The organism is Zavarzinella sp. (assembly GCA_041399155.1).
Lineage (GTDB): Bacteria > Planctomycetota > Planctomycetia > Gemmatales > Gemmataceae > JAWKTI01.
Genome location: JAWKTI010000004.1, coordinates 197,433 through 220,076 on the forward strand (window position 1 = coordinate 197,433; position 22,644 = coordinate 220,076).

Here is a 22,644-nt window from a genome sequence, read left to right on the forward strand (position 1 = left end):
AGAAGAGCCGGGATTTCCCGACTCTTCTCCTTTGGGCGCAGGAAGCGTGTCCGCCAAAAAATGGGATGCTGAGCAGGTTACTCCTGTTGTCAGCCTCAGGGTCTCACGAAGGTTGCCAGCTTACTCAAGCATCTTGAAAAGAAATTAGACTATTAGCCCATCTAACTCAATAAGGATAGACCATGACAATCCGGGTTATACACGGAGCAAACGAAGGTCGCTTCGATCTAAGAGGGAAAACGGTAGGTTTTGTTTCGAGGGCGCTTCGTGAAGCCTTCAACATTTCACATGACGCCGTAGCTTTGGTCGGCGGCAAGACCGTTGCTTCCGACTACATTCTTAGCGATGGCGAATCTGTCGAGTTTCTTCGAGAAGTTGGCGTCAAAGGTGGCTTACACAACTTCTGGTCGGAAGCGGAACTTCTGCGGTTTTTCGGCCCAGACTCTTTGGAGTTGATGAAGCAGCATGGTTTCCAACTTAATCCGCATTTAGCGGCCACAGCCGATGAAGTAATCGCTTGGCAGCAGTGGCTAATGGATAGGTCAACTGATCCGACAATGGCCATTGACGTACAGGTAGATGTGGCATCGGGCACGATCACAGTTAGCGGCGTTCAATACGAAATTGACCAGCAACTTGCTGCTGTCGTGCAGTGCCTACTCGACGCTAAAGGTGAGCCGAGGTCAACTACGCAGATGAAGTTGGCTTACCCGAATTACGTCTTTGATGAGCGACTGGACATGACGATCAAGAGGAAATTAAAGATTCACAAGTCGGGGATCGGTCAATTCATCAAGAGCGACAGAAAGGGCTATCGACTTGAGTGGCAAATGAGTGAGTAGCTGCTCGCTGTTTTGTTCGTTCCTGCCACAAGTGACGAGTTGTATTCTTCTCACATCAATCTGGCGAAGTGTTTGCCAGAGCAGAAACGAAACCAAGGAGGTGTTCCGTGTTAGACGAAATCAGGAAGTTCGCCAGTGGCGAGGTTAATGCCGAAAGAAGGCATCTCTCAGTAGCGCTCTACATGCCGCTTGCCGAGGATGTGGCGTTCGAGCAGGCTTTGTCTCAACTGGACGAGGATCATCGAACCCGAGCCAAAGCCGGGAAAATCGATCTCATCGCCGTAGCTCATGGCTCGGCATTTGGAATCCAGCAGACGCTCGTGCTTTACAAAGACCGTCAAGGCTACTGGGTGTACGGTAGCGAGGATGGCGTCGAATTGGCAGTTCTCATGGACGGAGATGGTCGGCGGTATCTCAGCGGTCGCAAGTTGGATCGTGAAGAAGCTATGCGGAGATGGATGAGCGGCTTCCTGAATTGGAACTGCGAGTCACCCGGCATGTACCGGCTTTCTTATGCGTTTGTGAAGGAGTCCGACCAATGAGCGAGAACGCCACAACAAGAGAAAAACAGTTCACTTTTCTCGACGACGATCGACGACAGGTGATCTTCACTCCGAAGAAATACGACCCGAAGACCGGCCAACTGATCGGCGTCAACCAGCAAGGGAAACCGATTGCCGTGGCCGTCAAAGACTTCATCATGCCGTATAAGCCAGTTGAATTGGAATGGGACTAGCCCCAACAAACTAGGCTGTTCATGGTGAGCGGCCATTTGCACTGAAAGGATTCCAGAGATGACAAGTGATCAGTTACCCAAGAACGAACCAACACGCATGGACAAGATCAGAGAGTTGTTGGCAGGCTGTAATGCTGACGACGCCACAGAAATCTTGTTGGCGTTGGCGGCAGATTTCGCCAATCGACACTATAGGAACGGTGAAGCACGATGGGCCGACGAAATGCGTGCCATCGAAGAATGTATGGAAGTCATGCAGGAAGTCTTCATGGGCGACGACATTTGAAGGCACTTTTCCCATTGGCATCCTCGGTGCGACGTTGCACTGGGGGTGCCGTCACACTTCTTTTAATCACCGTTTGTGACGACCGACATTATGTAACTACAACTTTGTCATTGAACAAAAGGAATCAAGAAATGCCAACGCAAGACTCCTGCCCCGATTGTGGTGTGGCCGTGAGCCAATCGCATATCAACCAATGCGACATAGAACGCTGCTCGGTCTGCGGAGGCCAGCGGATCACCTGCGACTGCGAGGGCCACGATCCGATGGCGTCGGCATGGACTGGAGAGTGGGCAAAAGATGACGACAAGTGGTTGGTCGCTTACTGCCACGGTGCTTCGGATGTTCCGCTTCACTATCTTGGCACACCCGAAAGCCCCACGCTTTTCTCTGAGTCTGACGCTCGCAATGAGGCAGCGAGGCTGAATGCCGAGATTGCAAATGCCTTCGAGGAGGAAGCTTTTGACGGCGACTTCCAGACGTGGCGGTATGAAGCTGTTCCGATGGCGTCGGTGTCTGTAACTCCACCTCATCAGGCAGCACGAACAGCGAAAGACGTATACTGGGATTACGTCGAAGAACATGGAATGGACGCTGCTCAACACGCTGTCATCGCCTACTTCGATACTGAAACAGTTGTTGAACTACTGCTCGATCACATTGATGTTGAAAGTCTGAATGACTTCCTGCTTGACAATCTGGCTGAACGGCCATCGCTCCAGTCAGCGGGGCAGCCAACTGAGCAACCAATGGACGACTTTCTCAGAGAGTTGTCGGAGGATTGCCCTAAAAATGAGGAGTCTTCTGGCGACCGAGTAAACTGGCAACAGGAGGGCTTGTAGTCTCGCTTTCCGTCGATACACACAAGCGGTGTGGATTTGTGCCTGCGAGGTCGGGGGAGGTGAACTAGAGAGTGTCAACGAAGAAGCTGAGTAACGAGGCACCCCCGAGTGTCGAAGACGCAACATTCACGTCAGCGAGGAAAACTGCCATGAGCAATGAACATCTCAAAGACCAAATCCAACACGCCAGCGAGGTCGTCCGTGCGGCGCTTCATCAGCCGAAGCCGACGCTCGGCATTGACCTTGATGGTTGTGTGGATGAAGCACCGGGCTTCTTTCACATCCTCACAACCGTCTGGCCCGGTGATGTGATCGTGGTGACGTATCGCAGCGACCGGGAGAGGGCCATTGCCGATCTTGAGAAGCATCGGATTCGCTTCACCGATGTCGTTCTCGTGAACTCCTTCGACCAGAAGGCCGAGGTGATCGCCGAGCGGCAGGTGAGCTTCTACATCGATGACCAGCCTGAGATGCTCAAGAACATCTCAGCGAAGACCGCCGTGATGCTTTTTCGGAACGAGGGGAACTTCGACTTCGAGGATCGCAGGTGGATGTTCAGCGAGAAGACAGGGAAGCTGGTGTAGGCGGAATCGCAGGGGGCAATGTATCTGCATATACCTGAGACGCCAATTCCAACATTTGTATTGAAGATATGGGGATCAGGGGCGGCCACTTCGAAGACGAAGAAAATATTTGCAGCTACGAAGGCAACCAGTCTTGCCTACGACTGCCGCTCACCAAGTATTACGGAATCGTGTCGAAGTTGACGTAAAACTGTTTTGACCCTTCTGAGATTCGAAACTCGTCCTCCAGATCGGCTGGGACTGGGACGAAGAGGCGGTTCTTCAGAATCAGGGTGGTTGTGGGAAGCATCATTCCGTCAGCTTTATGTTCGGCAAGAGGTGTCCTAAGCTCGATGTCGTAGTATAGCGTGATGCTTCCAGAAGGATGGTCGAAGATGTAAATGACCCGATGGCCACCCCACATCACTCTTGTCGTGTGGGGAGACTTGAAAAAGTAAGATTCACGTTTGAAAAGCCGGTCGGAAAGCCCCAAAAACAAAGTGAAGTTGTTGAGGTTCTGGTGACGGTTCTCCGTGGTCAAAATCTTAAACGCACACTCGGTGTCATCACGGATGATCGCTGGTCTCGGCTCAGTTTCGGGCGTAGCCTCCGCTTGAACTGGAGATTCGACGACATCTTGAATCACCGATTCAACGTTCCCTACCTGATCGCTGCGGACACTCTGCGACTGCGGCCTGTTTGTTGTTCGTGCTTTGCGGATTGCTTCTCCCAGACTCGTCTCCCCGGCAAGATAATCGGACAGGATCGGGTCAAGCTCGCCGAGGTCGCTGTCCTCGTAGCGATAAAGCTCCCTGTTGCGAAGCAAGACTTTTCTCAGGGCGTCTGCTCCTCCTTGCGTACTTGACGGCACGATGTGCTTCACATGCGGATATACTTGGCTACGCACAAAGTCCTTCACGAACGGTGAGAAGACTTCGGGAGCGGTGTCGTAGCACTCAAGAAGTGGGCGAACCGGGGGGCAGTTGCGGGCAACTCTGAGCCGCCCCTTGTTCTGGTCGCCCTCAGCTATGAAGTGGACACCGTGAGTGATGTCAACAAACTGCACTTCAAAGTCATTGAGGAAGTAGTCATCGGCTAGAGTTGTGGAAATGCGGATAGACAACGCAGCCTCAGCGAGAGTCAATTCTCTAGGAGAATACTCTCTAGTAACCGTTGCCCTGTCCGGTACCGCCGGGATGTTGAGTGTGTTTGCGATGTAGTGATTCTGTATTGTCCGTCGAGGCTTGGTTTGACTTATGACGATCAACGCCGACTGGGGCGTTGCAAATTGCCGAATCAGGCTTGCGTCTCGTCCGGTGTAGTAATGCAGATGGCGACCATCCGTGTGCTGCTTTACGTCACGCATTCGGACTGACTCTGATTCTGGGTGAACCTCCACGGTAATGTTCCCCGCCAAGTCGTAGCGATTGTGCCGGGCGATGTAGGACTGGAAAACTGCACTTCGGTCAGCAAAATCCGTGGTGGCCATCCGCTCGGCGATGATCTGTTCGGTGGCATTCACGATTTGTTGCACATGCGTGATGCTGTCTCGGCTCAGCGCTTCCCGACCAGCAGTTGGTGTTAAGAAGGACAGGTTTGCCACACCACCCAACTCAAACTGGGTTGAAACTGGGATGGCTGCCAGTCCGAAAAAGTTCCGGTACCCCATGATCGTGCCAGCGCCCTGTGACAACAACATAGAACCGGCCATTGAGTTGTTGCTCAGCCGCACATTGGTAACTTCGGCTCGTACCAGCCCTTGTGGATTCAATGCGACATGAACGTCGAAATTGAATGAACCGCTTCTCGCCTCGTGCGTTCCAAGGTCAACAAGTTCTTCCGTGGAGAAGGGAACTGAAGTGTTGAGAACCTGACTGCTAATCAGTTCCCCATTGAGGAACATCTGGACGGGGACATAGCGAATGTAACCCTGCAAATACTGTTTTGCCTGCTGTTCGTTAAGTTGCGATTCGCTCTCCAAAGTGACGGTGACTTCTGTGCCTTCACCTCTATCATCCTCAATACGTTGGAGCGTGATGCACTCCTCCGCAATGGAAAGTGACTCTCGCAGCGCCACACTTTTCAACGTGTATGGAGAGTCCTTCGATCTGGTTTCCAGTTCGAGCTTCGTGGCGATTCCAAAATTCGCCATTGCACCGATCCCAAAGGTGCCGATAACCCCTGCCTTGGAAGCAAGCTGCGTTCTCTTACCGCTTGAGCCAGCTTTCCAAAAATTGTTCCGAAGCACCTCTTCTGTCATCCCGATGCCATTATCGCTGATTCGCAGAAGCGATCCTTGCAGAGTGATGTCGATTCGCCCGGTCGTAAGAGGAGCATCGTCTCTCGCACAACGCATCAGCACGGCGTCGTATGCGTTCTGCACATTCTCTCGAAGCAGAGCGAGGGGAGAGTCGTAGATTTCCCGAGAGAGAATCTCCAACACTCGTTGTGTTTCTACTTCAAACTTGATTTGATCGCTCGTCATCCCAGCCTCCCAAGAAGTTTAGTCCGATAGCTTTTTACAGCGGGGTCGCCATGCGAGACAACGGCTGGTTGTGACAACACACTCCTGAGTTCATCATGCCTGTCGAGTTCCCAAAGTGCATCAAAAACGGCAATCATCTCCTCCGAAGAGATTGGCTCGGGAAAACAACGGGCAATCCCTTCTCGGTCATCTCCATCTTCGAACGCTTTCAAGAGCAGTCGTTTCGCCATGTCATTGTGCGGAGCAAGCGGCTCAAGTATTCGGACAGCCTCCTCGTGTCGCTTCTCCCGCAATAACTGTTCGGCTTCAGGCAGGTCTACCGCAAGTATCGCACTCGGTTCGACCGGCCTAGGTTGTTGGAGATCAAATGTCTGGTAGCTCTCCTGATTGGCCAACCGGCCCTTGCTCCAGATAGGATTCAGGAAGTCTGGATTCGCCATTTGGCGAACATGCAGTGCTACCCTCCAGCCGATTGTGTCCAGAATCACACGGTTGTAGCCACGAGTTGCGCCGGGCGATAAGGCACGTTCCCCCCCGGCCAATGTGCTGGCACTCAGTGCATTGACCTTTCGATCGCCGCCGAACGCATACTTCTCGTCAATGAGTTCTGGCTTGTGTTGATGCCCATGAAACCCGAGGCTGAATCCATGATTCACCAACTGCTGGAGAAAGTCCGTGTCCATGTAGTCGTCTTGGCGAGGGGCACCCTTGGTACTGTGATGCCAAACTGCAAGTCGCAGACGCCCTCGAAACTGCCGTGTCCTCAGTCTGTTGCAGCAATTCGAAAACGCCTGTGGGTGTATTGCCCCCTGTCTGTGCCACGGGTCGTTAAGGAAGCAACTATTGAAGCCAGCGATTACCAAGTTGAACTCAGGGAAGTCGAACAGATCGAATTGTTGCGTTGGGTCATCCGAGTATTTGCGTGCCCCTCCGTAGAACCTCTCGTAAAAGGCAATGAACTCTGCGAGACGCTGTTCATACAATGGCATGTCTTGAATTTCGTAGAGCTTGAATTCGCTCCATGACCATCGAAATCTGCTTTGGTGTTCCCAGATCAGGCCTGCTAACTCATATCGTGTTTTTGCATCTGCTCCGGTGTAATCAATTTCTTTGAGAGCCGAGAACATTCGGGGGAAATTGATGTCATGGTTTCCGGGCACGAGGATGAGTCTGTCTCGATTCCCTTCCAACAGATTGTCCGCCAAAGCTCCAAGAAACTGCTCGGCCTGCTTGTATTGTTCTCGCAACACCTCGTCTGGACTTTCGGTCTCCTTTCCTGTTCCCTGAATAATGTCCCCACTGACAATGATGATTTGAGGCCGAGGAATAGGTGGTTCTTCTGCAACAGAGTTCTCGACATCTTGCAGCAACGAACTGAGCAACGCCTCATTCGAGATCGGATTCTTGGGGTCTCGGTGGAGATCAGAAATGTGCAATATGCCGATTTTCACTCGCCACCTCGTTTCAATCGTTGGCTCGCAATTTCGTTTCCCTCGGTGACGAAACTCATTCTGTGTTTCCAAATGGATTTAGGTAGCGTCATCCGACTACACACTCATTCAACCGCTCTCGTCTCTGTTCCCAATCAGGCATGAGCGTGTTCAGCAAACGGTAGAACCGTGGGCCGTGGTTGTGTTCCTGAAGGTGGCAGAGTTCGTGGGCGATCACATAGTCAATGCACATTTTGGGGGCGATGATGAGATCAGGATTAAGCAGGATGCGTCCTTCCTTCGTACAACTACCCCAGCGATTCTTCATGCGGCGAATCTCGAAGCTCTCCGCTTCGATCCCGTGCCGACTGGCTTTGGACACCATTGCGTCAAATTGCTCTTGGAAGATGACCTCAGCACGCTGGCGAAACCAACCAACCACGAGGGTCTTGATGCGGCCCTTCTGTGCTGTGTCGGTTAGATATACGTTGATCTGCCCTCGGGCCATTTTGACTGCTTCTTCATCGCCTTCGTGAACACGAAGGCGGTACTGCCGTCCGAGGTATCGGTGCGATTCGCCACTGACGTATCGCCGGGGTGGGATGGCCGGAAGATAGTTCTCGAAGAAACGTTGCTGTTGCACGATCCAAGACGCCCGCTTGTGCATCCTCTCCTCAACCGCCTCGTCCTCGGCGTCTTTGGGAGCAGTCACAACAACGGACAAGTCAGGATGGACGTCGATGGCGAGGGTCTTGCGATCCGAATACAAAAGTTGGAATTCGATTTGCTTCCGACCGTACTGGATCGCCAGTTGGCGAGCGTGGCCATTCTGTTTCGGTGTTCCTTGGAGATTGCTCACTGTTGGGTCTCCCTTCGCTTGGCGACCCGCATGATCCCTTCGAGCATCTCGTCGATGTCTTCGCCCGTCAGGGCCAAGTCGTAACGGCCCTTGGCGGCGAACATCAGGTCGTCGAGATCGTTAATCATGGCGTTCTCAACGTCTCGGTTGTCCACCCAGTCCCGAATTTTCTTCTCGTCGATGATCCGTTTGGCTTTCAACGCTGTTTCGGCGGCGATCCCCGCTATGTCGTCCCGTTCCTCGGAGACAACCTTCTCGAATCCCTCCTGCAACAGCCGAAAGAAAGCCTTGGCTTCTGGATCGGTGCGCAGTTCCGCAGGCACTTTGGAAGAACCCTGCTCCTTGGCCTCCTTCCAAGCCTCGAACATCTTCTGAAGGTACTCTTCCTCGCTCAGACGCTTTTCGAGATAAGCCTGAATCGCTTCGTCGATAACTTCGGAGAGCTTCTGGTAAAGAACGGGGTCTTCCTCCATCTTCTCCACGCAGGTCTTTTTGACCCGTGAAGCGATGAAGTCCGCCTTTGCCGCCGTGCCTTCGATCCCTTCGAGTTCCTCGTCCAGATTCTCGACTTCGAAGATGTTGACCGGCTCAACGATCTGCTTCACCTCGTCAGCACCGATGTACTTGTCAACCATGTTCCGAATCTGGTCTTCGTACTCCTTGTAATCGACCGCCTCGTTGTATCGTTGCTTGACCGCAGCCCGAAGGTTGCGGAAATACTTCATGTCATCGACGTAACGCTGAATCGTCTCTTGTGGCGTATCTTCGTGGAACTTGGCGGACGACATCGCCAGTTGCAGCGTCTTCGAGAAGTCGTTCAAGGCGTCGTAGAAGTCCTGCCTGACATCTTCGGGGCGAAGATGCTGCTGCATGGCTTCCAAGTCCTGCTTGTTCTGCACGCCTTTGAAGACAGCCCAGACGTTGGTGTGCCGCTCTTTGAGCTTGGCGATCTCTTCCTCAACCGCCGTGAACGTCCCTTCGAGGTCTTCCTCATCGAAGCCACTCAAGGCGTCATACTTCTTCACCGCCTCATCGAGTGCCCCGAAGATGCCTCGGTAATCGACGACCAAGCCGAAATCCTTGCCGTCGAAGAGCCGGTTCACCCGAGCGATGGCTTGCAGGATGTTGTGGTCACGCAGCCGCTTATCGATGTACAGAACGGTGTTGCAGGGGGCGTCAAATCCGGTGAGCAGTTTGTCCACGCAGATGATGATTTCGGGCGTCGGCTTCTTCTCGAAATCATCGATGGTTCGTTCGAGGTACTTCTTCTCCGAACCGAACTCCTCCATCATCTGCTTCCAGAACTTCTGGATTTCCGGCATGTCCTCTTCGTCAATCGTCTCGTTGTCCTCCCGAGTGTCGGGCGGTGAGATAATCACACGAGACGAGACCTTACGCTCCGGGTACTCCTTGCCGATCTCCTCGAACAACTGGTGGTACTTCAAGGCCATTGCCTTGCTGCTGACGGCGAACTGGCCCTTGAACTTCGTGCCTTTGAAGTTCTCGCAAAAGTGCGTCACCAAATCGAAAGCGATCTCGTACAGCCGCTCGGAAGTCTTCGTCAGTTCCTCTTCCCGGCGAAACTTCTTCTTGAGATCGACCTTCTGTTCTGCGGACAAGTCCTTGGTGATGCGGTCGAACCACTTGTCGATGGCCTTCTGGTCGCCGTGCAGTTCAGACATCCGACCTTCGTACAGGATCGGCGTGACAGCCTTATCTTCGACGGCCTGCCGCATCGGATAGCTGTGGATGAAGCCGCCAAACTTCGTGGCCGTACTCTTCTCCTTCTTCAACAGCGGCGTTCCGGTGAAGCCGATGTAGCACGCATTGGGGAACACCTGCTTCATTTTCGCATGGGCCAACCCGTACTGACTGCGATGGCTTTCATCGACCAGCACGAAGACGTTGCTGCCTTCATCACGCAACTCGTGGGTCGAAGCCGCCGACTCGAACTTGTCGATGATCGTCGTGATGATGTCGGCCTTGGCCTGCGACACTAACTCCACGAGGTGTCTGCCGCTGCCTGCTCGCTCGACGGACTTTCGACAGGCCAGAAACGTCTTCCAGATTTGCCGGTCGAGATCGACCCGATCCGTGACGATCACAACTTTTGGATTCTTGATCGACGGCTCAAGCGACAACGCCTTGGCCAACATCACCATCGTCAAACTTTTGCCGCTGCCGGTCGTGTGCCAGATCACCCCACCCGGTCGTTGTTCATCCCCCTTCGCCTTCGTGACTCTCGCCAGTGTTTCACCGATGGCGAAATACTGCTGGTAGCGGGCGATCTTCTTTTGGTTCTTGTCGAAGACGATGTACCGATACGCCATCTCCAGCACACGCTCGGGCCGGAACAGGCAATAGAGCAAGCGGTCTTGCGGCGAAGGAAGTCGTTGTCCTGAAGCCAACAGTTCTTTTATCTTGGCGACGATCCACGGCTTCCGGCTTTCGAACAAGCGTTCAAGCTGTTTCTGCGAGAGTGGCGTGTTGATGAGTTTGGCCAGCTTCACGTCGAGGTCGTCAGCGTGTTCCTCTCTCCATGCCGACCAGAACTTCCTCGGCGTCCCGGCTGTGGCGTACTTGCCTGCGTTTTGGCAGATCGACCCGAGCAACTGCGAGTAGATGAACAGGCCGGGAATCTCGTCCTGCCGTTGATTGCGAAGGTGCTGGCTGATTCCCACTTCGACGGCATCGTGTTCGTCGGGGCGTTTGCACTCGATCACGGCCAAGGGAATGCCGTTGACGAACAGCACGATGTCCGGTCGCCGCAGTTCGTGGGAGGCTGTCCGCTCCACCTCGAACTCGTCGGCGATGTGGTAAACGTTGTTCTCCGGGTGTTCCCAATCGATGTACTGAAGCGTGTAGCTCCGCTTGTTCCCGTCGATGGTCTGCTCCTGAGCCTTGCCCAGCGTCAGCAGGTCGAACACCTGCTCGTTGGTTTTCACCAAACCATCAAAGGGAATGTTCGTCAGGGCATCGACGGCATTCTTGAGGTTCGTCTCAGTGAAGTCGTGGGTTTGTCCCTTGAACGTGATCTGGTTCAGCTTGCGAAGTTGGTCGAGCAGAATCGATTCCAACACGACCCGGTTGCGTTTACCACCTCGAAGTTCAATCGCCTCGGTCGGTGTGATGTAGTGGTAGCCCACCTGTTGCAAAAGCTGTAACGCAGGCAGGTGCGAGACCAAATCTTCGAGGAACTCCGAGACCGCCATGCGTCACCCCTTCACCGTTTCGGCGTCCACATTGACCCGGGCTTTGCCGGTGAGAAGTTGCTGCATCAGACCTTTCTTTTGCTGCTTCAAGGCATTTAGCCTTCTTTCGATCAGTTGCAGTTCTTTGTCTTGAGCATTCAACACTGCGGCGATGGCCTTTTGCTCCTCTAGTGACGGAAGGTTCAACTTCATCGCTGCGAGATCGTTGAAATAGATTCGCACACGCACGCTACCACCACCTGCACGAGTCACAAAGTGACGCCAATAATGCGTCTGCCGAAACTGTTCCAAGAACTGTGCGTCTAGTTTCGGGCCACATCGGAACACAACGTAATCAGGGCTGACGAGAACATCCTCTTTCCCATCCCACATGGCGATTGAGCCGACGTTAATCCTCATCGGGTTGTAGGCGAAGTCGAAGTGGCTGACGGTCTTGTAACGCTCGATGTTCTCGCCGATCACTCCTTCATCCATTGGGATCATGCCGACACTGTTCGTGACCGAGTAGACAGTCGCTTGATCGGGAGATGTCACATTGCGACGTGTGGAGTTCTTTGCCACATCGCTAAGGTGGCAGTTCTTCCAAACACTCTTCTCAAACCCCGGCAATCGCACCTTGCCGGTGAGAAGCTGTTGCATGAGTGCATGTTTTCGTCTCTGCTTGGCGGCGATCAGCTTCTCGTTCAATTCAATCGCCCGATCCCACGTCGAAAGAATGGCGGCAATCTCTCGTTGTTCGGGGAGGGGTGGGAATGGCAAAGCCAAACGGCGAACCTCTCCGATATTTATGCCTTTGACAGCTTGCCCAATCGTGTTGAGATCAATCTGCCTTTGCAGGAGACCGCACTGCAATGCGAAGAAAACGAATCGATGGTCACACTCCCCGTTGAGTCGGATGCGAGCAGTATCTTGAGTGATATTTGCCTCTTCTAACTCTTCACATGCAATCGCAACTTGACCAACAGAACCTCGAATCGAGAGCAATACGTCGCCACAACGGAGCCTTGAGCGGCGAAACTCTTTGTCGATTTCCGGCGTCGTCCGCAGCAAAGAGGATATGTCGATCTTCCCGTTGTCGAAGTTCTTCACCTTGACTACGGGTACGCCATTAGGCTGGTCTTCGCCCGGCATAAGAATTCCGTAGCAGATGGGAGAATCACTTTCGACAAGCGAATCGAGGCTGCAAATATCCCAGTCTGATGGCGTCCCAGCGAAAGATTCAGCCACCGGGTGCGGTAGATGGCGTAACACTTCTCGACGTTCAAGGCGCATGACCCAACTCCTTCAGATACCCGTGCATCTGCTCTTGGACTTGGGCTAACTCGGCATCAAGAGAATCAATCTCTTCCTGCACTGCCTGAACGTCGATCTCCTCTTCCTCCTCGAACGTGTCCACATAACGGGGAATGTTCAGATTGAAGTCGTTTTCTTTGATCTCATCGAAGTCGGCAACGTAGGCGTATTTGTCCACGTTCTCCCGTGCCGTGTAGGTGGCGATGATCTTCTCGATGTGTTCTTCGCCCAGTCGGTTCTGGGTTTTGGCGTCGTCGTATTCCCGGCTGGCATCAATGAACAAGACGGTCTTGTCAGGCTTCTGCTTACGGAAGACCAGAATGGCCGCAGGAATGCCAGTGCCGTAGAACAGGTTCGCCGGAAGCCCCACCACAGCGTCGAGCAGGTTCTCTTCGATCAGTTGCTTCCGAATCTTTCCTTCGCTCGATCCCCGGAATAGCACACCGTGGGGGACAACGACACCCACTCGTCCACTGGTCTCGGTAATCGTTTCGACCATGTGCGAGATGAAGGCGAAGTCGCCTTTACTTTTGGGTGGGATGCCACGATGGAAACGGTCGTGGTGATCGGCACCCGCTTCTTCCTGCCCCCACTTGTCGAGTGAGAACGGTGGATTGGCGACGACCACTTCGAACTTCATCAGCTTGTCATCGGAGAGCAACTTGGGGTTGCGGATCGTGTCGCCCCACTCAATCCGAGCATTGTCCATCCCATGGAGGAACATGTTCATCTTGGCGAGCGCCCATGTCGCCCCGATGTTCTCCTGCCCCCACAACGAAAAGTCCCTCGTGCCCACTTGTTGGCCGCACTTGATGAGCAGTGATCCTGAACCACAGGCCGGATCGCAGATGCGTTCCCCCGGTTGAGGATCGACCAGTCGAGCAATCAGTTGCGAGACCTCGGGAGGCGTGTAAAACTCACCGGCTTTCTTCCCGGCATTGGCGGCGAACTTGCCGATGAGATACTCGTAAGCATTGCCGATGACATCCATGTTCCCGACCCGGCTGGGCCGCAGATCGAGACGGGGATCGCTGAAGTCTTCCAGTAAGGACTTCAGACGGTTGTTCCGCTCTTTCGTCTGACCGAGGCTGGCTTCCGAGTTGAAGTCGATGTTGCGGAAGACGCCTTCGAGCTTCTCCTTGTTCGAGTCTTCGATTTCATCCAGAGCCGTGTTGATGATCTCACCGATGTTGGCTTCGTTTCGTTGTTCGTACAAGGACGTGAACGTGCAATGTGCAGGCAGCACGAACCGTTCCCGCTTCAGCCGCCGCTGAATCCGCTCCTCGTCGTCGCCGTATTCCTCCTTGAGCGTGTCGTAGTGATCTTGCCAGACATCGGAGATGTACTTCACGAACAACATCACGAGGATGTAGTTCTTGTACTCCGAAGGATCGACCGCCCCCCGAAACGTATCGCACGCCCTCCAGAGAATGCCGTTGATCTCGTCTTGAGAAACCGTTGCGGATTGTTTGCCGTTTCCGTTTGCCATGCTGTTTCCTGATCTATTGCCGTCTCTCCCAGACAGCACCGCTAAACAATTCGTTCTGCGGGAGCTAATGGGAAAAACTTCTCTTCGCCGCTGGTGATGTATCCCTCTTCCGACCAAGCGAGCAATACTTCGACTCGATACCTTTCGCCAAATCGGTTGTTGTATTCGCAGAACAAGACAGGAGCTTCGTTCGGCGGTATGTCGTAGCAGTATTCCTTGCCTTTCTTGGACTTGATGTTCTCGCTCTCTCCCAATGCGCCTCTTGTCTCAACAAGTCGTGCCGTTTCGCCTATCCTGAAGCCGTGGTAGATGTCGAGTGCTGGCCCGACTCCAACATTTCTGAAGTGGCCCTTCACCTTGCCATCGATTCCGCTTTCTTTCATCACAAAGTGAATACGAACGAGATGATCGGGTTGGAGCGCTGATGCTCCAGTATATTGCGGGAAGCAATCAAGAAGCCTCTTCACCACTAGTAGCTTCAGATCAACGCTTGACTGAAATTGATCGCACCAGTTCGACATAGAGCCGTGAGTTGGCAACTTGGAACACTCTTTGACCATATCGAACCACTTCTGCTTCCGCTCGCCCTTCTCCTTCATCCAATTTGGGCTGTATGAATCGTTTTTCCTTAGCTGTTCGTAGTCCTGCCATGCGTAATTTCTAAGAAAGAAGAACATGGGAATCTGGTTGTCTCTTGCACGGCGAATCTCGGCATGGGTTGCTGACAGGCCTTCATGTTCACCAGTATTGATGACTCCGCCATATCTCCTGTCGATGATGCAAACAACGGCATCGGATGCAGATACGTTATCAAGGCAGGATTCAATCGAGTCTTCTAGGGGGTCAACGATGAATGGCGAATTTGGGTCTTCTGACAAGGCCACACTCATGCCGTTGTCTTCGAGGAAGAGACGTAACTCCGCCCGAAGATCACGAAGATCGAAGCAGGTCGAACTGATGAATACCCTGAGGCGACCGCTTTCTGCTGCCATTCACTTCACTCCGTAATTTCGGGCGAGTTGACCAAACTGTACCACTACAATACAGTGAATGGGGCGTTTCGGCAATCGAGGTACAAGGCGAAGCGATGCAGTTCGGCGAACGAGTTCGTGAACTTCGAAAAGAGAAAGGGCTGACGCAGCAGAAGCTCGCCGTGCGTCTCGATGTCAGCCTCTCGTACATCTCGAAGGTCGAAAACGAGCGACTCAATGCAGGCGACTATCCGTCCGAGGCGTTCGTTCTGAAGCTGGCGAAGGCCCTCGATGCGAGTGAAGACGAGTTGCTGCTTCTGACCGACCGTGTGCCCGCCGCACTGCGCCAGCGAATCTGCGAACACCCCGACGTGTTCCATGCCGTGGCCAATCTTGACGACTCCGCATTGGAGCAACTGGCGAAACAGCTTGCTCGAAAGAAGGTGGGGTCTTCGTGAAAATCCTCTTCCTGCATGGCTGGCACAGCGTCGTCGGTGGCGTGAAACCGGCCTTTCTTCGAGAGGCAGGCCACGACGTGCTGAATCCTGCCCTTGATGACGACGACTTTGACGCCGCAGTACGCACGGCCCAAACCCAGTACGACCAGCACCAACCGGACGTAATCGTAGGGTCATCTCGTGGTGGGGCGGTCGCCATGAATATCAACAGCGGCGACACGCCGCTTGTTCTGCTCTGTCCAGCTTGGAAAAACTGGGGAAAGGTCAAGAAACTCAAGCCGAACTCGGTCGTCCTGCACTCACGCCACGACGACGTTATCCCATTCAGCGACTCCGAGGAACTCACGAACAACAGCGGTCTCCCGCCCGAGACGCTCATTGAAGTCGGCGACGATCACCGCCTTGCCGATCCTGAACCACTGAAGACGATGCTGGAGGCGTGTGAGCGGCTGGTAGCGCAGAAAGGTAAGATCGAGTCATGACTGATCCTGAACCAATCGATCCCAAGAACCTGCGTCCGGGGCCGATCCGCAACGAATCGATCTCACCTGAAATGCTCGAACAGATTCGGGCGGTCTACGACGTGATCGGCAATTATGTCAGCAACTCGCTGGAGCAATTTGAGATTAGTTTTATGCGGGATGCGAACCCCGCTGATGAAATCGCCATCTGGTGCAGCATCACCGCTGCATGGATTGCCTACCACGAGCAGTACCTCGGTGATGAACTGCTGCCCGACCAAGACGAAAAGAAGTTGCTTGCAGCCCTGATCTCGATTTCCACCGGCGTCGAGGACTTGGCAGTTCTCGGCGTTCCGCCTGATGTCGGTCGCAAGCTACTGGATTGCTACGACAACCTCGGAAGGGAATGATGAACCACCCAGCAACCATCCGCAAATCGAACGAAGGCCGAAGGATCGGCGTTGTCGGTGACGTGTACCGCTTCCTCGCCACAGGGGACGAGACGAACGGCAAGTACGCCACATTCGAGGCCATTGTGCCTCCCGGCAGTGGCCCTCCGCCACATATCCACAGCCGGGAAGAAGAGTCGTTTCTCGTCCTCGAAGGTGAGATGACCTTTCAGCTTGGGGAAGACCGTTTGGTCGCTGGCGAAGGAACGTTCCTGAACATGCCGGTCGGCAGCCTGCACTGCTTCAAGAATGAAAGCAACAAGACGGCTCGATTGCTGATCTCGGTAGCGCCAGCCGGACTGGAAAAGATGTTCTTCGAGGTGGGACAGCCGCTCGCCGACGACGCAGAGGCCGCACCACCGCCAAGTCAGGCCGACATCAAGAAGTTGCTTGAAGCTGCGCCCCGATATGGCGTCGAAATCAAAGTCCCGCATCATTAGAGGCCAGCCATGCTGAACTCCCGAACGATCACCTGCTCGATCAATAAGCCACCGGCAACGGTCTTCGAGTTCGCCTCGAACCCAGAGAACCTGCCGAAATGGGTGCTGTCGTTTTGCATGTCGGTTCGGAAGTCCGGTGACGAATGGCAGATGGAGACGCCCACCGGCTGGGTTGGGATTCGCTACGTTGCCGTCAACGACTACGGAGTTCTCAATCACGTCGTCACTTTGCCTGACGGCCAATCGATTCTGAACCCCGTGCGAGTCGTCGTCAACGACATCGGAAGCGAGGTGATGTTCACGTTGTTTCAGCTTCCCGGCATGTCGGACGAGCAGTTTGCCGAAGACGCCGGGATGGTCAAAGCCGATCTGCAAACCTTGAAGGTGGTGCTGGAAGGAAGCCAAGCATGATCCGCCTCAAGCGTGCCTACGATGAACCTTCCAAGCAGGACGGAATGCGCATCCTCGTCGAGCGGTTGTGGCCGAGGGGCGTGAGCAAAGAGAAGGCTGCGGTCGATCTCTGGCTGAAAGACCTTACCCCCAGCACCGAACTGCGAAAGTGGTACGGCCACGACCCGGAGAAATGGGACGAGTTTCGCAAACGCTACTGGTCGGAACTGGGAGAGAAAGGTGATCTGCTGATGCTGCTCAAGCACCGAACAACGGAAGGAACCGTCACATTCGTCTTCGCCGCCAGCGATGAGGAACGGAACAGTGCAGTGGCGTTGAAGGAATATCTCGAAAAAAAGACGTGAGCCATGCCCAAGCTCACTCGTTCTCGCCGATCAGCCGATTCTGTGGATCAGGCTCCTGCTTGTTGGCCCGACGAGTGAGTGTTGTTCGCCAGTTCTGGGAGAGCAGCGGGATCGCCCCCAGTTCCAACGCAGCAGCGATGTCGGACTTCTCAGCGTGCATCACCCGATTCGCTCGCTCAATGGTCCAGTCGGGATACGGTCGTTCTCGCAGAGTCAGACTCATTCCGCCAGCAACCATCCCTTCAGTCAGCACTCGAAAGTACCAGCCGGTTCGCCCGGTCTGCTGCACGTCCAAGGCAAGCGACTTGATTCGCCACCGGCGAGACAGCTTCCAGCACGGTTGGCGAGGTTGCGAAACTTGGACGACTGCCTCGCCGCCCACCTGCCATGTATCGCCGATGCACACATCGGCTTCGGTCAGTCCGGCTACGGTGAAGTTCTCGCCGAAGGCTCCGAAGGGCAGCAACGGATTATTCATCGACTGCCGCCAACCGGGATAATGCTCGGCAGAATAGGCCAACACTGCTTTGTCTGGTCCACCGTGATGAATCAGATCGGATTGCTCGTCCCCATCGAGGGTGGTCGCTCCAAGCCACACAGTGCCGGACACAGACTCCTTGATGATGGCCGATGACCACGGCTTGAAGGGGTCGCCCTCAGAGGCGAAATGCTGAGGGCGACCAACCTGAATCGATTCGACCGTTGGCTGCATGATTACTTAAGCACCGAGAGATCGGCACCGTGATTGATGTGAAAGACCTGTCCATCAATCACCAGAGCCGGGACAGACTTCACTCCCAACCGCTCAGCTTCGGCAACTCGACTCTTGGCTTCGCCAAGATGAACTTTTTCGACGGGCGTTTTCAAAGCGTCAGCGACCGTGTGTTCGGCTGAAACGCAGACCGGACAACCCGCATGATAGAAGATAGCGTTGGACATTGTGATCTCTCCAAAGAGCCTTTCCAATGAATCCGCCAAGCGTGTGTCGGCAACGAAGATTCACTGTTCCTCGGAAGCATACGAATGATAGAATGATACGTCCAATACTTACTTCTGATCGTTTCGATAGTCACAGACTATCAGTGGGTGTGACATGGAACTGCGACACTTGAGATATTTTCTGGCAGTTGCTGAAAACTGCCACTTCAGGAATGCTGCCGAGGAACTGTTGGTTTCGCAGCCCACGCTATCGCAACAGATCAAGGATTTGGAAGCCGAGCTTGGGATAGCGCTGTTCGAACGAGTCGGTCGGCGGGTTCGACTCACTCAAGCAGGCGAGACCTACCGAGACTATGCCCGTCGTGCTTTGAACGTCCTTGAGGAAGGTCAGGCGGTCCTGCACGAGTACGATGAGTTGCTGAGAGGAAGCCTGACTGTGGGCGTCGTGCAGACGGTCAACGCCTACTTGACGCCGCCCGTCGTGGCGAAGTTTGTGGCTGACGTTCCCAACGTCTTCCTGAGCGTGAAGGAGCTTTCCGCTGACGAGATTGAGAAGGGTGTACTGTCAGGTACGCTCGATTTGGGAGTTTCGTTCGAGCCGAGCGTGAGAAGGGAATTCGCTGTACAACCGATATTCAACGAAGAGTTTGTGATGGTCGTGGATGCACACCATCCCCTCGCCGCTCGAAGGCGAGTCCGAATTGAAGAGCTTCGAGATGTTCCGTTGGCCCTGTTGAACCGTGCCTACTGTACTCGGCGCATGATCGAGGGAGTGTTTCAGCAAGCCGATGTTCCCTGTCATGTCGTCGTCGAACTCAACTCGGTTTCAGGTCTTGTGGCCGTCACGGAAGCTGGGGGTCCAGCAACGATCCTTCCCAAGCTGGGAGTGGAGAAGTCCACTGCCAAAGTGCTTCGCCTTGAACAACCGACACCGACACGTCAGGTCTGTCTGCTACGAGCCGTGGGACATGCACCGCTACGAGCCGTCGATGTCTTTGTCGAAAAACTGCAAGAACAGGTCAAGTTACGCCGGTGAGAGCAATCGCCCATCTTCCATCTCGTAGCGGGTGTCAAACACATCCAGTGAACGGTGGTCATGGGTGACGACGATGACGGCGGCCTGTTGCTCGTGAGCGACTTTGGCAAACAGTTCCATCACCTGTCTCCCCCGATGACTGTCGAGGGCCGCTGTCGGCTCATCAGCCAGAATGACGCTGGGGCGATTAGCGAGTGCCCGTGCGACTGCGACCCGTTGCTGCTGCCCCCCGGACAGCATGGACGGAAGATTCCCGGCTCGGTCAGCCACTCCGAGGTATTCGAGCAATTCCATTGTGCGTTCGGTCGCACCACGCCGAGATTCACCGTTCAGTTCCATCGCAATGCGCACATTTTCCGCAGCAGACAGGAACGGAATCAAGTTCGACTTTTGAAAAACAAAACCGATGTGCTGTCGCCGAAAGGATCGCAGGTTTGTTCGAGCTTCTGGACCGTCAAGGACGAGTTGTCCGCCGATGTAGACTCGCCCCGATGTGGGAGGATTGATGAGACCCACCGCCGTCAGAAAGGTCGATTTGCCTGAACCACTGGGGCCAAGCAGGGCCACGACTTCCCCACGCCGAACTCGCATTGACGCATCCTGCATGGCGATGACTTCGGTATTGCCGCTTCCGTACACCTTTGTCAGATGCTCGGTTTGAATGGCCAGAGGAACATCTGTTGCAGACCGCTGGAACGCAGGTTCTGATGGGGAGGTACGAGTCATGACAGCGCCTCGTTCGGAGACACTTTCATCGCCTTCCAGATGCCCAGCACGCTGGAAGCGACCGATATCAGCAGCACGATCAGCCCCAATTGACTGACATCACCTTCGGTGATGATGACTCGGCGGGGAAACAGCGGAAACACTCGTTGGCCGAGCAGGTAGGCAATGCCAAACCCCATTCCCCCCAGCAGCAACGCTTGCTGCATAATGAGTCCCAGAATGACGCTGTTCGGCGCTCCAATGAGTTTGAGCAGGGCAATCGAGTGAATCTTGTCGAGCGTCAGCGTATAGAGAATCAGGGCCATGATAATGGCGGCGATGATCGTCAGCAGAACTCGGAAGAGTCCAATCTGCGCCTTAATCTTCTCGACCGACCCCTTTAGCAACAACTCCCGTTGGCCGTCTCGTGTAAACACCGAGACATCGCTCCAGCCAGAGATAATGGCAGCCACATCATCGATATCCGTTCCGGGGTAAACCGTGACCATCACTGCGCTCAACTGTGGGCGGGCAATGGCCGGGAGTTCTCCTGTCGGCCTGACTGCGTTGTCGAGCAGTGCGGGCTGCTTAATCGCCGCCTCAAATGACTCGCCTCTGGCTTCCCGAGCCGCACGCTCCAGACGTATCCCTTCGCCGGGAGAGTCGAACTGAATGGACTGCGCATCCTGTACAGTAACAAAGGCGATCCCGTCGCCATTGGAACTGATGAAATTCTTAGTTGTGCCGACGACATGATAGGTCTCCTTGCCGAGTGTGATCTGACTTCCCACCGGAAGGCGTAACGTCTCGTCGGCGATCATTTTAAAATGATTCTGCCCGAGGTGACGCCCTGCTGTCAGCGGTAGCCAGTCTCCTTTGTCGGTCGGCCAACTCAGCCCCATCACGGCGATGCGCAGAGGCTTTCCCGCTCGTTCCCGCTGGACCGTGTGATAGACAAACTCACGAGCGGTATGCACGCCGGGAACTGCCTGAACCCGATGAACCAGACTTGGCGGCACACGAGAAATCTCGGCGAATGGTCCTCTGGTACTGCGCTGGACAATCCAGAGATCGGCCCCCACCCGGTCAATAAGCAACGTGGCATCTTCGATCACTCCTCGATAAATGCCGCCCATTCCCATCACAATCATCAGCAGCAAGCCGACACCCACAGTTGTCAGGGTGAAGCGTCCCAGATTGTGGCGAATATCTTTGAGGGCGAGATTCATGGGGTTTGTACCCTCCGTCCCTCAATGGGCGTAGCCGCCCCGGTTGCAGGCAAGACGATAATATCCTCGTCGGCCAGACCGTCCAGCACTTCCACGACTTCCTGTCCCCTCAGTCCAAGTGTGACCGGCTTCCAGCGAACAACTCCCTCTGCTGAGACATGTACCCCGTCCTGTGTGCCACGACGACACAACACGGTCAGAGGGATTGTTGGCACGTCGTCTTGACGGTGTGTCTCAATATAGACTTCGGCCCGTTGGCCAATTGCCCAATTCGCAGGAAGCTGGGAGACTTGGACATCCACAACGAACTCACGAGTTTCCCGGTCGGCCTGCTTTCCAAGCCGTACCACAGTCCCCGGATAACTCTGCTCTGATTGCGAGCGAAATACGATTCGAGCAGGCTGCTTGACTGCCAGCTTTGACATTTCCGTTTCATCGACCCAAGCGCTAATCCATAACACGTCGGTGGAGATCAGCGTCAGCACGGCACTGCCGGGAACAGCGATATCTCCTGCCTCTCGCTGGCGAGCCACAACGAGTCCGTCAAACGGTGCCTTGATGATCGTGTCCGCCAGTCGTGCCCTGTGATACTCCAGAGTCTTCTCTGCGGCGAGGAGTCCTTTCTGACCTTCACGGATAGCGGCCTCAGCCCGAGTCGTATCTGAAGTTGCAACAGCCAGAGACTCGACCGCTCGATCCAATTCTTCCCGTGTTGTGGCCCCTTTCTGATGCAGCGTTTGCACACGTCCATGATGTGTCTGCGCTTGGTCGAAGACGGCCACAGACCGGGCCTTGTCCGCTTTCAGTCGCTCCAATGCCGCCTCAGCCGCTTCCAAATTGGCTTTCGCAATCTCCACCTGCTGCTGGAGTTCCTCATCGTCGAGTTGGACCAACAACTGATGTTGCTTAACAACGTCCCCCTGATCGACCACGACCTGACCGATTCTCCCAGCGATTTTCGGGCTGATGGTGGTCTGAACACGGGCCTCCAGCGTCCCTGTGCCCATCACCTCGGAAACGATGGTCTGGCGGATGGGAGAGATGCTTACGACGGGAATTGGGGCGAAGCGAAGTTGATAGACAACGCCGCCTGCGATCACCAGAACGATCAACCATCGCCCCCACTTCCACAACCACCCCAACAGCATTCGTGGTCTGGTCTCGCTG

The 22,644-nt window shown here is 54.5% G+C and carries 25 protein-coding genes; 13 read left to right on the forward strand and 12 right to left on the reverse strand.

Features of this window, described 5'->3' with window-relative positions; genetic code table 11:
* Window positions 1–182 precede the first annotated feature (182 nt).
* The 6 genes from R3B84_18460 (at window position 183) to R3B84_18485 (ending at window position 3,287) form a co-directional block, all read left to right on the forward strand.
* Window positions 183–842, forward strand: coding sequence for a hypothetical protein (locus R3B84_18460; GenBank protein MEZ6142547.1), 660 nt, complete (start codon window positions 183–185; stop codon window positions 840–842).
* 107 nt (window positions 843–949) lie between these two features.
* A complete protein-coding gene (locus R3B84_18465; GenBank protein ID MEZ6142548.1) occupies window positions 950–1,384 on the forward strand; it encodes a hypothetical protein in 435 nt (144 codons plus the stop codon).
* Window positions 1,381–1,578, forward strand: coding sequence for a hypothetical protein (locus tag R3B84_18470; protein MEZ6142549.1), 198 nt, complete (start codon window positions 1,381–1,383; stop codon window positions 1,576–1,578). Before R3B84_18465 ends, R3B84_18470 begins: the two co-directional genes overlap by 4 nt.
* Window positions 1,579–1,636: 58 nt before the next feature.
* A complete protein-coding gene (locus R3B84_18475; GenBank protein MEZ6142550.1) occupies window positions 1,637–1,864 on the forward strand; it encodes a hypothetical protein in 228 nt (75 codons plus the stop codon).
* Window positions 1,865–1,995: 131 nt separating this feature from the next.
* Entirely contained in the window at window positions 1,996–2,703 is a 708-nt protein-coding gene (locus R3B84_18480; protein MEZ6142551.1) for a hypothetical protein, read from the forward strand.
* A 149-nt stretch (window positions 2,704–2,852) separates the two neighbouring features.
* Window positions 2,853–3,287, forward strand: coding sequence for a hypothetical protein (locus R3B84_18485; GenBank protein MEZ6142552.1), 435 nt, complete (start codon window positions 2,853–2,855; stop codon window positions 3,285–3,287).
* A gap of 160 nt (window positions 3,288–3,447) precedes the next feature.
* On the opposite strand, the gene R3B84_18490 is transcribed toward R3B84_18485, so the two are convergent.
* The 7 genes from R3B84_18490 to R3B84_18520 form a co-directional block, all read right to left on the reverse strand.
* A complete protein-coding gene (locus tag R3B84_18490) occupies window positions 3,448–5,751 on the reverse strand; it encodes an ATP-binding protein (protein ID MEZ6142553.1) in 2,304 nt (767 codons plus the stop codon).
* The gene (locus R3B84_18495) at window positions 5,748–7,202 is read right to left on the reverse strand and encodes a metallophosphoesterase (protein MEZ6142554.1); all 1,455 of its coding nucleotides are present in this window, start codon (window positions 7,200–7,202) and stop codon (window positions 5,748–5,750) included. The genes R3B84_18490 and R3B84_18495 overlap by 4 nt, the downstream gene beginning before the upstream one ends.
* A gap of 88 nt (window positions 7,203–7,290) precedes the next feature.
* Entirely contained in the window at window positions 7,291–8,040 is a 750-nt protein-coding gene (locus R3B84_18500; protein ID MEZ6142555.1) for a SprT family zinc-dependent metalloprotease, read from the reverse strand.
* On the reverse strand, window positions 8,037–11,252 hold the full coding sequence (locus R3B84_18505) for a type I restriction endonuclease subunit R (protein ID MEZ6142556.1): 3,216 nt from the start codon (window positions 11,250–11,252) through the stop codon (window positions 8,037–8,039). The genes R3B84_18500 and R3B84_18505 overlap by 4 nt, the downstream gene beginning before the upstream one ends.
* A gap of 3 nt (window positions 11,253–11,255) precedes the next feature.
* Window positions 11,256–12,524, reverse strand: a complete 1,269-nt coding sequence (locus R3B84_18510) for a restriction endonuclease subunit S (GenBank protein ID MEZ6142557.1) — start codon at window positions 12,522–12,524, stop codon at window positions 11,256–11,258.
* Window positions 12,514–14,034: a type I restriction-modification system subunit M gene (locus R3B84_18515; protein MEZ6142558.1), complete on the reverse strand. Its 1,521-nt coding sequence runs from the start codon at window positions 14,032–14,034 to the stop codon at window positions 12,514–12,516. The genes R3B84_18510 and R3B84_18515 overlap by 11 nt, the downstream gene beginning before the upstream one ends.
* A 41-nt stretch (window positions 14,035–14,075) precedes the next feature.
* On the reverse strand, window positions 14,076–15,026 hold the full coding sequence (locus tag R3B84_18520; GenBank protein MEZ6142559.1) for a DUF4062 domain-containing protein: 951 nt from the start codon (window positions 15,024–15,026) through the stop codon (window positions 14,076–14,078).
* A 95-nt stretch (window positions 15,027–15,121) separates the two neighbouring features.
* Between R3B84_18520 and R3B84_18525 the strand changes: the two genes are divergently transcribed.
* The 6 genes from R3B84_18525 to R3B84_18550 are packed head-to-tail and all read left to right on the forward strand — an operon-like array spanning window position 15,122 to window position 17,568.
* The gene (locus R3B84_18525; GenBank protein ID MEZ6142560.1) at window positions 15,122–15,463 is read left to right on the forward strand and encodes a helix-turn-helix transcriptional regulator; all 342 of its coding nucleotides are present in this window, start codon (window positions 15,122–15,124) and stop codon (window positions 15,461–15,463) included.
* Window positions 15,460–15,945, forward strand: coding sequence for an alpha/beta hydrolase (locus R3B84_18530; GenBank protein MEZ6142561.1), 486 nt, complete (start codon window positions 15,460–15,462; stop codon window positions 15,943–15,945). Before R3B84_18525 ends, R3B84_18530 begins: the two co-directional genes overlap by 4 nt.
* Window positions 15,942–16,334: a hypothetical protein gene (locus tag R3B84_18535; GenBank protein ID MEZ6142562.1), complete on the forward strand. Its 393-nt coding sequence runs from the start codon at window positions 15,942–15,944 to the stop codon at window positions 16,332–16,334. Before R3B84_18530 ends, R3B84_18535 begins: the two co-directional genes overlap by 4 nt.
* Entirely contained in the window at window positions 16,331–16,813 is a 483-nt protein-coding gene (locus R3B84_18540; protein MEZ6142563.1) for a cupin domain-containing protein, read from the forward strand. The genes R3B84_18535 and R3B84_18540 overlap by 4 nt, the downstream gene beginning before the upstream one ends.
* A 9-nt stretch (window positions 16,814–16,822) precedes the next feature.
* The gene (locus R3B84_18545; protein MEZ6142564.1) at window positions 16,823–17,224 is read left to right on the forward strand and encodes a hypothetical protein; all 402 of its coding nucleotides are present in this window, start codon (window positions 16,823–16,825) and stop codon (window positions 17,222–17,224) included.
* Window positions 17,221–17,568, forward strand: a complete 348-nt coding sequence (locus R3B84_18550) for a DUF488 domain-containing protein (protein MEZ6142565.1) — start codon at window positions 17,221–17,223, stop codon at window positions 17,566–17,568. Before R3B84_18545 ends, R3B84_18550 begins: the two co-directional genes overlap by 4 nt.
* 13 nt (window positions 17,569–17,581) lie before the next feature.
* Here R3B84_18550 and R3B84_18555 read toward each other — a convergent pair whose 3' ends face one another.
* Together R3B84_18555 and R3B84_18560 are read right to left on the reverse strand one after the other, a co-directional pair.
* Window positions 17,582–18,178 (reverse strand): MOSC domain-containing protein, encoded by a 597-nt coding sequence (locus R3B84_18555; GenBank protein ID MEZ6142566.1) that lies wholly within the window; start codon window positions 18,176–18,178, stop codon window positions 17,582–17,584.
* Window positions 18,179–18,282: 104 nt separating this feature from the next.
* Window positions 18,283–18,507, reverse strand: a complete 225-nt coding sequence (locus R3B84_18560; GenBank protein ID MEZ6142567.1) for a thioredoxin family protein — start codon at window positions 18,505–18,507, stop codon at window positions 18,283–18,285.
* A gap of 154 nt (window positions 18,508–18,661) precedes the next feature.
* On the opposite strand from R3B84_18560, the gene cynR reads away from it, so the two are divergent.
* Window positions 18,662–19,543 (forward strand): transcriptional regulator CynR, encoded by an 882-nt coding sequence (gene cynR, locus R3B84_18565; protein ID MEZ6142568.1) that lies wholly within the window; start codon window positions 18,662–18,664, stop codon window positions 19,541–19,543.
* Here the strand turns inward: cynR and R3B84_18570 are convergent.
* The 3 genes from R3B84_18570 to R3B84_18580 are packed head-to-tail and all read right to left on the reverse strand — an operon-like array spanning window position 19,532 to window position 22,589.
* Window positions 19,532–20,269, reverse strand: coding sequence for an ABC transporter ATP-binding protein (locus tag R3B84_18570; protein MEZ6142569.1), 738 nt, complete (start codon window positions 20,267–20,269; stop codon window positions 19,532–19,534). The genes cynR and R3B84_18570 overlap by 12 nt on opposite strands.
* A complete protein-coding gene (locus tag R3B84_18575) occupies window positions 20,266–21,477 on the reverse strand; it encodes an ABC transporter permease (GenBank protein MEZ6142570.1) in 1,212 nt (403 codons plus the stop codon). The genes R3B84_18570 and R3B84_18575 overlap by 4 nt, the downstream gene beginning before the upstream one ends.
* Window positions 21,474–22,589 (reverse strand): efflux RND transporter periplasmic adaptor subunit, encoded by a 1,116-nt coding sequence (locus R3B84_18580; protein MEZ6142571.1) that lies wholly within the window; start codon window positions 22,587–22,589, stop codon window positions 21,474–21,476. Before R3B84_18580 ends, R3B84_18575 begins: the two co-directional genes overlap by 4 nt.
* Between the last annotated feature and the right edge of the window lie 55 nt (window positions 22,590–22,644).